Source organism: Pseudolactococcus laudensis, from assembly GCF_013449735.1.
GTDB classification, from domain to species: Bacteria; Bacillota; Bacilli; order Lactobacillales; family Streptococcaceae; genus Pseudolactococcus; species Pseudolactococcus laudensis.
This window is the reverse complement of record NZ_JACBNY010000013.1, coordinates 1-14,128: the sequence shown is the minus strand read 5'-3', so window position 1 is coordinate 14,128 and position 14,128 is coordinate 1. Positions and strand designations below refer to the sequence as shown.

Annotated in this window: 17 protein-coding genes; 7 read left to right on the top strand and 10 right to left on the bottom strand. The window is 40.5% G+C overall.

Translation table 11 applies throughout. The features are described 5' to 3' along the window. Positions 1–31 precede the first annotated feature (31 nt). Positions 32–256, top strand: coding sequence for a DUF1797 family protein (locus tag HZR21_RS07680; protein WP_003140041.1), 225 nt, complete (start codon positions 32–34; stop codon positions 254–256). 72 nt (positions 257–328) lie between these two features. On the opposite strand, the gene HZR21_RS07675 is transcribed toward HZR21_RS07680, so the two are convergent. Together HZR21_RS07675 and HZR21_RS07670 are read right to left on the bottom strand one after the other, a co-directional pair. Beyond that, a complete protein-coding gene (locus HZR21_RS07675; RefSeq protein WP_180747142.1) occupies positions 329–604 on the bottom strand; it encodes a GIY-YIG nuclease family protein in 276 nt (91 codons plus the stop codon). Next, positions 597–1,343, bottom strand: a complete 747-nt coding sequence (locus HZR21_RS07670) for a tRNA1(Val) (adenine(37)-N6)-methyltransferase (RefSeq protein WP_180747141.1) — start codon at positions 1,341–1,343, stop codon at positions 597–599. The genes HZR21_RS07675 and HZR21_RS07670 overlap by 8 nt, the downstream gene beginning before the upstream one ends. 345 nt (positions 1,344–1,688) lie before the next feature. Here HZR21_RS07670 and HZR21_RS07665 point away from each other — a divergent pair, with 345 nt between their 5' ends. Next, the gene (locus HZR21_RS07665; RefSeq protein WP_180747140.1) at positions 1,689–2,189 is read left to right on the top strand and encodes an NUDIX domain-containing protein; all 501 of its coding nucleotides are present in this window, start codon (positions 1,689–1,691) and stop codon (positions 2,187–2,189) included. Between the two features lie 7 nt (positions 2,190–2,196). Then, on the top strand, positions 2,197–3,042 hold the full coding sequence (locus HZR21_RS07660) for an NAD(P)H-hydrate dehydratase (protein WP_180747175.1): 846 nt from the start codon (positions 2,197–2,199) through the stop codon (positions 3,040–3,042). A gap of 197 nt (positions 3,043–3,239) precedes the next feature. Here the strand turns inward: HZR21_RS07660 and HZR21_RS07655 are convergent, their stop codons facing one another. Beyond that, complete coding sequence (locus tag HZR21_RS07655; RefSeq protein WP_180747139.1) at positions 3,240–3,728, bottom strand: GNAT family N-acetyltransferase; 489 nt, start codon at positions 3,726–3,728, stop codon at positions 3,240–3,242. Between the two features lie 174 nt (positions 3,729–3,902). Between HZR21_RS07655 and HZR21_RS07650 the strand changes: the two genes are divergently transcribed. Beyond that, on the top strand, positions 3,903–4,712 hold the full coding sequence (locus HZR21_RS07650; RefSeq protein WP_180747138.1) for a putative ABC transporter permease: 810 nt from the start codon (positions 3,903–3,905) through the stop codon (positions 4,710–4,712). A gap of 108 nt (positions 4,713–4,820) precedes the next feature. Further along, positions 4,821–5,792, top strand: coding sequence for a Gfo/Idh/MocA family protein (locus tag HZR21_RS07645; protein ID WP_180747137.1), 972 nt, complete (start codon positions 4,821–4,823; stop codon positions 5,790–5,792). On the opposite strand, the gene HZR21_RS07640 is transcribed toward HZR21_RS07645, so the two are convergent. The 5 genes from HZR21_RS07640 to HZR21_RS07625 all read right to left on the bottom strand — a co-directional run bounded on the left by HZR21_RS07640 (position 5,789) and on the right by HZR21_RS07625 (position 9,219). Further along, positions 5,789–6,376: an HAD-IIB family hydrolase gene (locus HZR21_RS07640; RefSeq protein ID WP_259276402.1), complete on the bottom strand. Its 588-nt coding sequence runs from the start codon at positions 6,374–6,376 to the stop codon at positions 5,789–5,791. The genes HZR21_RS07645 and HZR21_RS07640 overlap by 4 nt on opposite strands. Further along, positions 6,364–6,651, bottom strand: coding sequence for an HAD hydrolase family protein (locus tag HZR21_RS11950; RefSeq protein ID WP_259276401.1), 288 nt, complete (start codon positions 6,649–6,651; stop codon positions 6,364–6,366). The genes HZR21_RS07640 and HZR21_RS11950 overlap by 13 nt, the downstream gene beginning before the upstream one ends. A gap of 80 nt (positions 6,652–6,731) precedes the next feature. Then, positions 6,732–7,475, bottom strand: a complete 744-nt coding sequence (locus tag HZR21_RS07635) for a MerR family transcriptional regulator (RefSeq protein WP_180747136.1) — start codon at positions 7,473–7,475, stop codon at positions 6,732–6,734. A 156-nt stretch (positions 7,476–7,631) separates the two neighbouring features. Beyond that, positions 7,632–8,729 (bottom strand): anti sigma factor C-terminal domain-containing protein, encoded by a 1,098-nt coding sequence (locus HZR21_RS07630; RefSeq protein WP_180747135.1) that lies wholly within the window; start codon positions 8,727–8,729, stop codon positions 7,632–7,634. Further along, positions 8,716–9,219 (bottom strand): RNA polymerase sigma factor, encoded by a 504-nt coding sequence (locus tag HZR21_RS07625; protein ID WP_180747134.1) that lies wholly within the window; start codon positions 9,217–9,219, stop codon positions 8,716–8,718. Before HZR21_RS07625 ends, HZR21_RS07630 begins: the two co-directional genes overlap by 14 nt. A gap of 412 nt (positions 9,220–9,631) precedes the next feature. Here HZR21_RS07625 and HZR21_RS07620 point away from each other — a divergent pair, with 412 nt between their 5' ends. Together HZR21_RS07620 and HZR21_RS07615 are read left to right on the top strand one after the other, a co-directional pair. Further along, entirely contained in the window at positions 9,632–10,480 is an 849-nt protein-coding gene (locus tag HZR21_RS07620; RefSeq protein WP_180747133.1) for a transporter substrate-binding domain-containing protein, read from the top strand. Beyond that, positions 10,467–11,942 carry an amidase family protein gene (locus tag HZR21_RS07615; RefSeq protein WP_180747132.1) on the top strand — a complete coding sequence of 492 codons (1,476 nt, stop codon included), beginning with the start codon at positions 10,467–10,469 and terminating at the stop codon, positions 11,940–11,942. The genes HZR21_RS07620 and HZR21_RS07615 overlap by 14 nt, the downstream gene beginning before the upstream one ends. A gap of 444 nt (positions 11,943–12,386) precedes the next feature. Here HZR21_RS07615 and HZR21_RS07610 read toward each other — a convergent pair whose 3' ends face one another. Both HZR21_RS07610 and menA read right to left on the bottom strand, forming a co-directional pair. After that, positions 12,387–12,704, bottom strand: coding sequence for a bacteriocin immunity family protein (locus HZR21_RS07610; RefSeq protein ID WP_180747131.1), 318 nt, complete (start codon positions 12,702–12,704; stop codon positions 12,387–12,389). A gap of 133 nt (positions 12,705–12,837) precedes the next feature. Next, complete coding sequence (gene menA / locus HZR21_RS07605) at positions 12,838–13,797, bottom strand: 1,4-dihydroxy-2-naphthoate polyprenyltransferase (RefSeq protein WP_180747130.1); 960 nt, start codon at positions 13,795–13,797, stop codon at positions 12,838–12,840. Between the last annotated feature and the right edge of the window lie 331 nt (positions 13,798–14,128).

Below are 14,128 nucleotides of genomic sequence, written 5' to 3'. Positions count from 1 at the left end.
ATATCTTACATAATAAAGGAATCTGTATAAAATGAAATCTCATCTCTCTGCTATTCTCAACCGATTGGAAAAACTTGTCGCATCAGGTGATCCAAAAGACACGTTTAACTTTGAAAAAGACGAAGAAGTTCAAATCACTGTCAGCTTTGATGGTGAAAACCAAGTCTTCATCGTAAAATATCCTAAAATCAAGGAAACTTCTGATTTCGATAGCATCGACCTTGTGGCGATGGAAATCTTTGACTTGATTTACTAATATTTTAAAACCAGCCCAAGTCATTTGTGACTTGGGCTGGTTTTTGATTATAACATTTTATAGAGATGTCACTTATCCTTCTGTTATCACAATGCCTTTTTCACGGAGAAAGGCATTTTTTTTTGGACGTGTTCTCAAGGTTTTCTTAAACCAGTACTCCCGTTTCAAGGCTTGTGATTTATCTGGGAAAGTTTCAGAATAAATTAGCTTGACTGGTCGTCTGGCTTTGGTGTATTTGGCACCTTGACCGGCATTGTGGGTCTTGATTCGTTTTTCTAAGTCATTGGTATAACCCGCATAGAGCGACTGGTCGGCACACAGGAGCACATAAAAATAATAGTTAGCCATAGTAGATGTGATGTACCTCGTCTGTATAGCTGCCGTCTGGCTTGTGCAAAACCAAGGGTGGTAGGAATTTCTCGCCACCAGCTTTGCCGTCTTTGATAGCATCAATCAGTAGAATGTTAGCATCTCGGTCTGCTTTTGGATAGACAAACTGAATGCGTTTCGGGACTAGATTGTATTGCGTCATGGTTTGAATAATTTCAAAAAAGCGATCTGGTCGGTGGACCATGGCCAGATGACCATTAGTTTTGAGCAATTGTTGACTGATGCGACAGATGTCATCGAGATTGGTTGCGAGTTCATGTCGGGCTAACAGATAATGCTCACTCTCATTGATTCGTGAGTTTTCATCTAGCTTAAAATATGGCGGATTGCAGAAAATCAAGTCTGTACTGGAAGGATTGAGATGGTCTAAGGTATTAGCTAAATCATCCTGAATCACGCGCACTTGCTGCTCTAGCCCGTTCAACTGCACACTTCTCATGGCCATGTCTGCCAAGCGTTCTTGGATTTCAATTGCAACGATGCTTGCATTTGTACTGCTGCTTGCAAACAGGCCGACTGCACCATTTCCCGCGCACAAATCAACGATTTGCCCTCGCTTGGGGATGTTGGGGAAACGGCTGAGGAGCACGGCATCGACTGAATAGGAAAAAACATCCCGAGACTGGATGATTTTCACGTCATTCGTCGCCAGCTGGTCGATTCTTTCGTTGGGTTTGAGTAAAGATTCTGAGTTCATCCTTTTATTATAACAAAATCGCCGAAAATTATGATAAGATTTATGTTATCAATAACATGATACTGAAAGCGGTGCGACTATGTCACACATGGTTTTTCTGTGGCGAGTAACCGCAGACATAAACTTCTGTAGAAAATTACGAATTTGGGTGTACTCCTGCGATTACTCGTCGCTGGTGAAACTTCTGCGCTTGCGCAGGTTCACAAATTATCTATTTTCCTATGGCATTGCAGTTGTCGCTTTAGCGGCGTACGGAAAAGCCAAAGGCAACGTGCCTTAGTGATTTATCACTTAGGCGTTGATAAGAAGTTAGCTTGAAGTTCAAAACCTTAAAGGACGTTAGACATGACAGAAAAAAATTACATTGCAGATATGCGGGCGCTGGTAGGGCATCAAGGGATGATTTTCGTGACAGCTTTTGGTGTGCTTTGGAGCGCTGACCGGACGGAGATTTTACTGGAGCGTCGGGCAGATTCACCTGATAGTGGCTGGGGATTTCCTGGCGGTTTCTTGGATTACGGGGAATCGCCCATGCAGGCGGTCGTGCGTGAATTTAAGGAAGAAACAGGTCTTGATGTCGAAGTCGTTCGAGTTTTAGGGCTTTCCACGCATATCACAGATAAAAATACTTGGGGTGACGCGCAGGAAAATATCGCGATTGGCTTTGAAGTGCAATTAGTAGGTGGGCGCATTCAGGCAGATGGTGATGAAACCCTTGAAGTCAAATGGCTACCCGTCTCACCAGAGCCTCAAATGTTTGTGCCACAGGCGCAACGGACTATGCATAAGATTTTAACCGAAAACGAAGGCAGCGATAAGGCCTGGTTCCGTGAAAATTGTGAATAAAGCGATGATGCACAAATTGACACAGGAGATTCTCAAGCAAACGATTACCAAGCGTGCTAATGCCACACATAAAGGCGACTATGGTCGGATTCTAATCATTGGTGGCACTGAGCAGTACGGCGGCGCCGTCATCATGAACGCCCTCGCTGCCGTCAATAGCGGTGCTGGTCTCGTCACCGTCGCGACCCACCCCAGTAATTTTACAGCCCTCCACAGCCACCTTCCCGAGGCCATGGTTACAGACTACGCGAAAGATTTGACACCTTTCATCACGTCAGCTGATGTCATCCTCATCGGATCAGGTCTGGGGGAGGAATTGGCGATTTTGACTGCGACATTAAGCAAGGTCAAAACTGAACAGATTTTAATTCTAGATGGTTCAGCCTTGACTTTACTGGCTGAACACCAGCTCGACTTGCCAAATGCGCGGATTGTTTTGACACCACACGAGATGGAATGGCAGCGTTTGAGCCAGATTGAGATTGCTGAACAGACGCCGGCTAAAAATTTGGCAGCACTTGCTACCTTCACTCCGAACCCCATTCTTGTTTTGAAAAAATTCCAGACAGAAATTTACACTGCTGATCAAATTTTCCAACTCACCATTGGCGGCCCGTATCAAGCAACTGGCGGTATGGGTGATACCCTTGCTGGTATGATCGCTGGGTTCGCTGGTCAATTTCATGTCTCTCTTGAACAAGCGGTCTTAGCTGCCGTCTATGCCCATTCAGCGATTGCAGACGACTTGGCGCGGGAACGCTATGTCGTGGTACCAACACAAATCTCTGCTGAAATTCCAAAATTAATGCACCGATATGCTCAGAAAGATGAAACTAAGACAAAGAACTTTTAAAAATAAGCTATGACTCTTTTCAATCTTTATGCGAAATTCGTATTGTTTTGGCAAAACAATACGAATTTGGTTAAAAAAAAGCTAATTTCTTTACCAATTTGGAATTCTTTTGGCAAAACAATTCCAAATTGGTAAAGAAAGCATTTTTTGTCTTTGGGTGGACTGAGTATTTTCTTCCCAGCCTATTATTTTTTAAATTATTTCGATAAAATCAGCTCATAGCAGTCCCAGTCTGCACCATAGGCAAAGCATTGACCGACCTGTTTAAAGCCTAATTTTTTATATAAAGCTAGAGCAGACAAATTATCCTGAGAGACAAGTAGGCGTAATCCCGCACTGTCTCTTTCACTCAACGCATCAATAATAGCTGAAATCAGCGTTTGGGCAAGCCCTCGACCTTGGGCAGCTTGACACACAGCAACTCTCGAAAGACTACGCCAATTAGTCACTTGCTTATTCCAACACTCAAAAGCATCTAAATCTGTCTCTTCTACTGCTGATGCGACCGCTAAAATCTTGTCTGTTTCATCTTCTATGAGGTAGAGCGAGCTGCTACTAATATCTGATTGGGCATTTTCAAGTGTTGGATAGTCTTCGTGCCAGGGACAACCGGGTGTTCCTACTAAAGATTGATAGAGTGCAACAACTGAGTTGGCATCTGCTGATTGGGCACGTCTTATTTTCATCGTATTTCACTTCTTCCTTTGACCTTCAGGTGACCCTAAAGATAGTTTTGGTTTTATCCTTAGTTTACCATAAACTTTTTCTAGCACACAATTTTCTAGACAATGTGCTAAGATAAAGATAAAGCCTATAAATTATCTAATGATTCAGCTAAATAAAAAAATAAAGGAGTAGTCATGTTATCTGAACATATCGTGCTAACTTTTCTAACCTACTTCCCTGCCTATGCCTTTCTTGGCTGGTGCCTCGAAGTCGTTTATGCCTCAGTCAATACTGGAAAATTTGTCAATCGAGGCTTTCTAAACGGTGCAGTTTGTCCCATTTATGGTTTTGGTGCAGTACTCTTTATTCTATTTTTAAACCCGATTGCGGACAATCTCCCCCTACTTTTCTTGGCATCAGTCATCATCGCAAGCTTGCTAGAGCTTGTCGGTGGCTATGTCTTAGAAAAATTGTTCCACATGAGGTGGTGGGATTACTCCCAAGAACCTTTTAATATCGGTGGCTTTATTTGCCTGAAATTTTCTTTGATGTGGGGCCTTGCGGGGGTCTTTCTGATTAAAATCATCCAGCCGATTATCGCTAAGATTTTGGAACACTTGCCGACCCTGCCGGTCACCATTATCATCAGCATTTTTTACCTCATTTTGCTCACTGATGTCATCATCACAGTAGTTGCCATCGCTCACCTCAACCGCGATTTACAGCAGGTGCATGAACTCTCACGCATGATCCGCCGTGGCAGTGATACCTTGGCCGAGAATCTCGGCAATTTCGCTGTAGATGCATCTGAGAAATTTGATACTCATAAAGATGAGCTGACTGAAACTCTGTCGACAGAGATTGAGACCCTCATGGCGCATCAAAAGAGGATACGGGCACGGATTCTCAAGGCCTTTCCAAATGCGAAACATCAGACTGAAAAGAGTGCCTTGGAAAGTTTGCGAAAACGCTACGATACTTACAAAACCTTCAAAAAGAAATGACTTTTGGTCCTTTCTTTTTTAGTTGTCATGGTATAATGAAACATGAAAACACTTACAAAGTTCAGTTTCAAGATTTCATAACGTGAAATTGCCGAAAGGAAGATTAATATGAAAACAATACATTGGGGCATGATTGGTACGGGTGATGTCACAGAAAAGAAAAGCGGGCCTGGCTTTTACAAGGCGAAAAATTCTGTTTTATATGGCGTTACCAATCGAACGATAGCTAAAGCAGAGGATTACGCCAAACGCCACAAGGTCGAGAAGGTCTTCGCCTCAGTCGATGATTTGCTAGCAGACCCTAAAGTGGACGCTGTCTATATCGCGACACCTCCTGGCTCTCACAAGGAATATGCCCTTCGTTGTGCTGCTGCTGGCAAAGTCTGCTATATTGAAAAGCCGATTGCACTCACTTATGACGAGGCATTAGACATTTCAGATGCCTTTAAAAAAGCAAATGTTAAGGCCTTTGTCGCCTACTATCGCCGGACTTTACCACGCTTTACTGAGGTCAAATCGCTATTAGACGCTGGCACTATCGGTGATGTGCGGTTTGTCAATGTTGCCTACTACCGGCCGGCTGCTAAAGATGAGATCAATGGCACGCATTGGCACGTCCAACCTGAGATTTCTGGTGGTGGCATTTTTATGGATATGGCTGTGCATACACTTGATATTCTGGACTTTTTCTTTGGCGCCATTGAAAAAGTGGCAGCCTTTAGCGTGAATCAAGCAGGCTATTATGAGCCAGAAGATAATGTTGCCCTATCCTTTGCTTTTGGCAATCGTATCATCGGTACAGGGAATTGGTGTTTCATAACAAATACTGCTACGGATAATATCCAAATCGTAGGCTCAAAAGGTGAAATTAACTTTGGCTGTTTTACCAACGACCCTATTCAGCTTAAAACAGCAGAACAAGAAACAGCCATTCCAGTAGGCACGATTGAACATGTGCACCAAAATTTGATTCAGACGATTGTGGATGAATTAAACGGTCAAGGGAGCTGTCCGTCTACCATCGAATCTGCCTTACGCACCGCTTGGGTTTGCGAGCAGGTTTATCAGCAACAGGATTAAGCGTAAAAATAAGCAAATAAAACTCTCATCTTTTTGGATGAGAGTTTTTGATATGAATTTGTAGCAAGTATTTTCTCGATTTGCGTGAGGACACTTTCTTCTTCATTGCTGTCGATGACTTGGTCTGCTATGGCTTTGATACTTGGTATGGCATTGCTCATGGCATAACCGTGACCGACAAATTGTAACATTTCAAGATCATTACCGCCATCACCAAAAGCAACCATTTCTTCTGGTTGAATGTCCCACAAATTGCCAAGATCTGCTAGGGCACTCGCTTTAGTCACACCTGGTACTAAAATGTCAATGTCACCCTCGCCAGTAGAGACTGGGAATAACACACCTTGTAAGGCTCCAGTTAATTGCGCTATTTTTTCATCGACAAGATGTTCTGGAAAGTTGAAAGCCATTTTGACAATCGTATCTTTTTCAAACATGGCTGATAAGTCTGGCACTATTGCCAACCGATGATAATATTGGTGGGTATAGTTGTAAAATGTTTCGGGTGCTGTTTCTAAAATATAGGCTGATTTTTTCCCACAAATAATACCTTCTCCTTGATGATCAGCTGCTAAAATAGCCAAGGCTTTTCAAAAGCAGGACGTGGCATGTCTGCTGAAAATAATTCTTTTCCTCTGCTAATGATATGTGCCCCATTTTCAGCTGCAAAAGTCAGTTCATCTGAAATGTCTGGAAAAAAGGACTTGAGTTGAAAAGATTGATTGCCACTGGCAACGACAAATTTGATGTCGCGTTTTTTCATCTCAGCATATAAGTCAGCAAAACGCTCGCGATTATAGTCTTTTTGACTATTTAAAAAAGTCCCGTCCATATCTGTAGCGATTAATTTGATTGACATTTTGTCTTTCTCCCTCTATTTGAATACGCTTTCTTAATTCAAAGTATAGCGTATCTAGGGAGAATTTGCAAAGACTAGCGCTAAGCCTTTTGGGCGTAATATGTCATCGCTGCCGCTAAAAATTCTGGGAATCCCTCACCATACTGTCTCAAGTTTTCAGTAAAACGCTCGTCTTGCAGATACATTTGCCCTAGGCCTCCAAAGGCTTCTAAGGTATAGTGATAGCCCAAGGTGTCGTTGAAAGTATGATACATGTTGGCAATGGCTGCTTGTGCAATGGTAGCCGCTGGTTTTTCGTCCTTTAACTTTACCAAATCGTGAAATAACTGATTCATTTGATCAGATATTTTTTGCTTGCCATCATTAGAGAGGTTGTCGATTTTTTCCTTGGTTTGCGCGACAGCCTTTGTTCCAAAGCGTTTTATCGCTTCTTTTTCATAGGGATTTTCTTTTGTAAAGTCAAAACCTTTAAATTTTTCTGCTTGTGTCATGTTTAGACTTCCTTTCATGTCTTGCATTGAGCGCTCTAGTGTGTCTAAAAGCGTTGTGATGCGGTCTTTTTCGTGCAATAAATAGGTTCGTTGCAACTCAAATGCCTGATTTTTATCAAAATTTGAGCTTTCAAGTAGGTGCTGGATTTCGGTCAAGGGAAAACCACAAGCCTTGAAAAAACAAATTTGCTGGAGTTTATCCAAATCATCGTCTGAGTAATCGCGGTAGTCATTCCACACATTTCGAGTTGGTACCAGAAGACCAATCTTATCGTAATGGTGTAAGGTGCGGACACTGATGCCAGCTAGTTTGGCTACTTCTTTGATGTTCATGTGTTCCTCCTGACTATAGCTCTATTATAAACTATGACCTTGCGTTAGGGTCAAGGGAATAAAAAAACTATTTTTAAAAGGATGCTTTTCAAAAATAGTTTTCCTGTTTCATTTTGTAAAGTGGGACATTTCTATCAATTAAAGATACTATTGCTATTATTTCGTTGGTTTGATATAAGGGACTATCTCCGCACTCGCACCAGCTGAGGCGGCTTGTATCCAAGATTTACCTTCTAATTGTTTAAAGTTTTCACTTCTGCCTGTTAAAACAATCCCATTGAGTAACATATCTTTTTTATTCTCTAATCTGTTATTCTTCAAAATACCGTCCAAAATTTTCTGTTCATCCTTCTCCATTTTGAGTGAACAATCCGTTTTCAGCATTTCAATAACTGTATTAAGACCATTGTCACCTTTCCAGTAGTCGCCTAATTGAAGATCTCCATATTTAAAATCACTACTATTTGAGTAGCCAAAGGTCACTGTCGGGGTAAATATATCCTCATCTGCATCATTCAAATGGATATGTTCTGTTTTCTTACTCGCTTGCTCGCCTTCACTCACCCAATACCATGCTTGTGTCAGATTATCAGGTAACATCTTTTGGACTTCTTCATAAGTATAGGGTTTGTCAAAAGAGATACCGACTTCAACCACACGATTTTCTGTTTTGACAATATTTTCTAAATCATTCGGGTAAGTGATTTTTTCATACAAATCTTCTGGAAATCTCGTCCATGATGACCCGTTCTTTCCTTTTTTCTTTGTATAATTTTTTTCTTTAATGGCTTTATCCTGAATATCAGCCGTAATATATTTGTAAGTGATATTCGGATTGAAAAAGTTCATTCTTCGACCTTCTGGATAGGATTTACCACCCATACTATAAATGTCTACCTTTCCTAACTTACTTAAAATATTATAAGTCCCTGTTATATCTCCCCACTCTAATGGATAACCATCAACATCTTTTTGGACTTCTGCTGTATTTTTACCGTTAAATAACCCAATATCTGATTGAGGCAAGTTACGTGTCTGCACATTTGGTGTCATGAATCGTGTTTTCACCTCAAGATATTTAGCATTTTCATAACCATGACGATCGTTCATCCAAAAAATACCGAACAATATCCCCAAAACAAAGATAATTGACAAAACAACAGAAATCACCACCATCAAAATACTTTTCTTCCGATTTTTCTGCTTACTTTTTTTCACCACTTCTTCAAATTTATCCGCATCAAATTTCGTCATTTTCTTTTACCTCCAAATAAATTTTCTTAAACGCTTTTCTAGCACGGTATAGTGTCGTATTGACCGTGTCTAATTTCATATCCAAGAGGAAACCAATCTCCTCATGGCTCAATGTCTCATCATATCGCAAGAGTAACAGCTCCGTATATCTCGGTTTGAGTAAATGCAAGGCTCGACTCACGTAAACATCTTCCAGATTTTCCATCTCAAATGCTGTAACATGTGCATCAAAGGTCGCAAACTGAACTTCTAGAATCTCAGCATAGCGTTGTTTTCGCCGATATAAATCTCGAAACTGATTAATCGCCACCTTATAAAGCCAAGCTCTCATCGTGTCCGGTGGTAGCACATGACTCGTTTCGATAATTTTAACCAGAGCATCTTGCGCAATATATTCCGCATCTTCATAACTGGCGCCATTTTTGCGCAGATTGTAGGAAACTTCGCGCGCAAGTTCTACTAACATTTGCTCAAATCCATCTAATTTCAAGTTTTGCTACCTCCTTTCTACGATTTTATTTCATGAAATCTTGAAAGTTAACCTACACTAGCGCTCTGTCCGAGCGTCGTTGTTTGCGGTTTTTCATCGGTTTCATAAATATAACGAATAACTTCGCCGAATCTATACACATGTTTAAAAATATTTTATCCACATCTTATATGGTAACAGAATTTGCCATCAATTTATGGCAAAAAAACATCCCATAATCGTAGGATGCTTAATTCATCTGCTACAAGCATTTCGACATCTGGTTGATAAAATTAGTGTGATAGCCTCAAATATAATCTGATGATTTTAAAGACATCCAAAATTTATAAACAAGACATGCTGGTAGTTTTTTAATTTTTGCTAAAATTAAACTATACAGAAAGGAAGGGTTTACAAAACCCGTGATATAGACATGAATAAAAAAATATTTTTAGGACTAGCTTTATTTTCTCTCACTTCTTTTGGGGTTTTAACCGCCTGCGGCAAAAAAGAAAGCCTCAAATCTGAACAAAAAGAAATTACCATCGCAACAAATGCGAATTCCAAGCCCAACACTTATATGGTTGATGATAAATTAACTGGCTTTGACATTGAATTAGCACGCGCAGTTTTTAAACAACTTCCCGAGTACAAGATAAAATTTCAAGTAATCGACTTCAACTCTGTTTTATCTGGCGTTGATAATGGCCGTTTTCAAATGGCTGCCAATGCCTTATCTTGGACACCTGAACGCGCGGAAAAATATAATTACTCACTACCACTTTCAAAATCAGCAACATCCGTCGCGGTTAAGCCTGACTTAAAAGTCAAAACCTTGTCTGACTTAGCAGGTAAAACAACCGAAGTCTTGCCTGGTGTTCAAGTCGCAACCATGCTCGAAACATGGAACAAAGCACATCCTGACCAAGCCATGACCCTAAACTATATGGATGCCAGCTATCCTTTGACATCTTATGTTGCGGATGTAGCATCTGGCAAGAGTGATTTTGTCATTTATGACCAAATTTCATTGACTCAAATCATTCAGCAAAATGGTTATCAACTCAAAGTAACGCCTATTGATTTAGGAGAAACAGACAAGCATACTGGTTTTAATTACTTCATTTTTGGCAAAGATACAAAAGATAAAGCCTTACAGAAAAAAGTTGATACCATCTTAATCAAACTCAAAAAAGACGGCACCATGAGCAAACTTTCAGAAAAATACTTAGGTGGTGATTTTACACCCAAGGAGAAAGAGATGAAAGATGACGAAAATTAAAGATGCGACCTATTGGGCAGAACAAATTCGTAAAGGCGAAACCACCCCAATTGAGTTATTAATATTAGCCGAGAAAAAAATCGAAAACCTCAATCCACAATACAATGCCCTCGTCGCTTATGATATAAATCAAGCCAAAAAAGACCTCCCCCAAACCCAAAATGGTTACTTTTCAGGTCTCCCTTTCCCTCTAAAAATGTTGGGACAAGACCACGCAAATCTCCCTGCAACTGCTTGCTCTAAACTTTTCAAAGACAACATAGCCCACTCAGACGATAACTACGTCAAAGCCTTGCTAGCAGCTGGCTTAACCCCCTTTGGTCAAACAAATGCACCTGAATTTGGCTTTAAAAACATCTCAGATGCCGAACTTTATGGCAACACACGCAACGTTTGGAACAGCGCCTACTACTCTGGCGGTTCTTCTGGTGGCGCAGCCACTGCTGTAGCCTCAGGTATTTTCCCCATGGCAGGAGCATCAGACGGTGGCGGTTCTATCCGAATCCCCGCCTCATTTTCTGGACTCATCGGCTTAAAAATGACACGAGGCCTCATGCCGCAAGGACCCAACAACTACCGAAGTTGGCAAGGCGCATCCACCTCAGGCGCTTTGACAATCTCCGTTCGTGATACAGCTAGCTTTTTAGCGGAAATGCAGCGACAACAAGAAACCGACCCCTATCAAGCACCCTTGCTAGACCAAAACACCCTGCATCATTTGACCGCAAGCGACAAGCCACTAAACATCGCATTTTCGACAGCCTCGCCAATCGCCGGCATTGACATCTCCGACACGGCGAAAGCAGCCCTCCAAAAAACCGTCGACTTCCTGAAAGCACAAGGCCATCAGCTCACGGAAATCGCCTTCCCGCTAGATGCCCGCCCCCTGATTCAAACCTACTACCAGATGAACGCAGCTGAAACCTACACCATGCTCAAACCCTGGGAGACAGCGCAAGGCAGAAAAATCAGTCTGGAAGACGTCGAACCCTTAACCTATGCCCTCCTAGAGGCTGGCAGAAAAGCAGATGCCGCCTCTTATGTTCAAGTCTTGAACGCGTGGGATGCTACTTGCGCGACTTTTGACGACAAGGTTTTTAAACACTATGATTTTTTATTGACACCTACAACAGCAAAGACAGCACCTAAAATTGGGGAAACTTTCATCACCCCTGAGCTATTAGAGAAAATGACAGACATTAGCCGATATGACTTTCCAGAACAGATTGACATCATCGAACAAGCTTTTGAAACCTTCCTAACTTTTTCACCCTATACTTTCATCAGCAATCTAACCGGACAACCTGCACTCTCACTTCCAGTTTACCTAGAAACTGAAACCAATCTACCACAAGGCATTCAACTTTGGGGCAGAAAAAACTCCGAAATTTTGATGCTCCAACTCGCGTTACAATTTGAAGATCAGGATAAGTTTATCTTGCCTGAGTTTTATCGTGCTTAACACAAAAAAATGAGGCTGGGACAAAAATCCTCAGTCACTATAAGAGAAAAGCAAACTAGACAATGATGTCAAAACTGCCAGTTTGCTTTTCTCTTTTTTCTTATGGTTTTGCAGAAGGAATACCAATTTGATATAGAATTAGCAAATAATTTACCGATTTCGCATTGTTTTGGCAAAAGAATGCCGATTTGGTAAATAATCAGCAATTTTTTCACCAATTTCGTACTGTTTATTACAACATGATTATGCTGCTTGACAATGTATAAAAAGCTATACAAAAATAGGCTATCGGCAATTTCAATTAATATTGAAGATTGCTTATAGCCTAATTTTTTGAGGACTTTTATCCCATCCTCTTTTTTGTTGTAAAATTGCTAGCCTAAAAATATATAACTCGAGTTAACTCCTACGATGAGTTCTCATCACTTCTCTATGACTTGATATCTAGTCTAAATAACTACGATTAAGCATCATAGAACCTCGATTTGTCCCAATAGGGACGAGTTTATCCATGATTGGATTTAATTTTTTATAAAAAATAGACGCATCAGCTGTTAAATGATGCATGATCGCCTCTTGCTGCAAACTTGAAACAACTTGATTAAGGACAGCTACAGAGTATCTTCCCTTTTCCAAATCCTGTTTAGCCATAAGTCCAATCTTTCTTTCACGTTCTGTTAAATGAGGATTAAGACAGTAATCATACAGCATATTCAGAAATTCTAGTTCAACAGCATTCATTTTTTTTCGAGATGTAAGCATTGTTATCCTCTATTCCAGTTATCCTGTGGATTCTCACTACAAAATACAATTTTCCTACTTATTAAGTCATTAAACCAAAGCAAGTTAAAGATGTCAAGTATTTTTAGTAAAAACCGACTTGGGCGTACGAATATTAGAAGTTCACATCAGTAACGTGCAGACTAAGAGCCAATCCCAGCGCATATAGCGTATTAAAAGTCACTAAATTTTTAATCGCATATTGAAAGCATTTGGGATGCGGCAATGTCTGCTCAAATGCTTGCGTATTTTTCAAAACAATCGGAAATGAAACCAAGGTTACTAAAATTGGCCAATGATAAATACCCGCCAGTAAGCCAATAATAATACTCCCATAACCAAGCAAAGCAAGAAATTCAAAGAGGATTACACCCGTTGGACGTCCGATATAGTAGATTAGGGTATAACGGTGATTTTCGATATCCATCGTTAAATCTCTTAAATTGTTAGCCAACATGATATTAGAAATTGAGCTGATCAGGGGCAATGACGCTAAAACGATCGCCACAAGCGCGTAAATGTTGCCCTCAAGCTGAAATAGTCCACTGCTAAAATTAAGCTGTAGATAGATCGGTGGGTGATGCGTGACATTGGTCAAAATCGTTAAGATAAAAATACCTAGTCCCATTGACAGCCCGCTAAATATCTCACCTAAAGGCATTCTTGAGAGTGGAATAGGCCCCCAAGTATAGAAAACACCAACTAAACAGCAAATCCCTCCTATTAACATGAATACCCAGCCATTTTGACTGGTTAAATAAATGCCAATGCCCATCGTCATCAAGAGCATGATAAAAATGAGATGACGCACAAGCTTGAGTGGGATGCCTGATTGCCCAATGATGTTTTCTGTCATTTGATAGGTTTTGGATTTAGCTTTTTTGAAGTCCATATAGTTGTTAATCATCGTTGTTACCATATCAAAAATCGTCATCCCGATGAAAAAGATAAAGGTATTTAACCACTGAACCTCACCAAAATAAGTCATGGCAAATAAAACGCCTATGATAAATGGAAATAAACTGGCTAACTTGGTTCTAATTTCGACCAATTCTAAAAATGTCCGGTAGGTCATAAGCATCTCACTTCTATTGTATTGTGTCTGACGTGCTATTCGTGTCAAAAGACAGACAGACGCAACACTTATCTAAAGTCATTCTAAACATGACTGGTGTAAATTTTTCAAAAAAACACCCCGCAAAATGTGCGAGATGTCCAAATTGTAAATATCGGTAAATATTAACGTTTAGAAAATTGACTTGCTTTACGGGCTTTTTTAAGACCAGCTTTCAAAAACATACTTTTATGTAAGTTTCAATAAGCTTTAATATCATGGTTTTCTTGAGTTTTCAACGTTAATCATTTCCACTGATTTCAATCAGTTTCAACTGAATGGTGTGAATTTT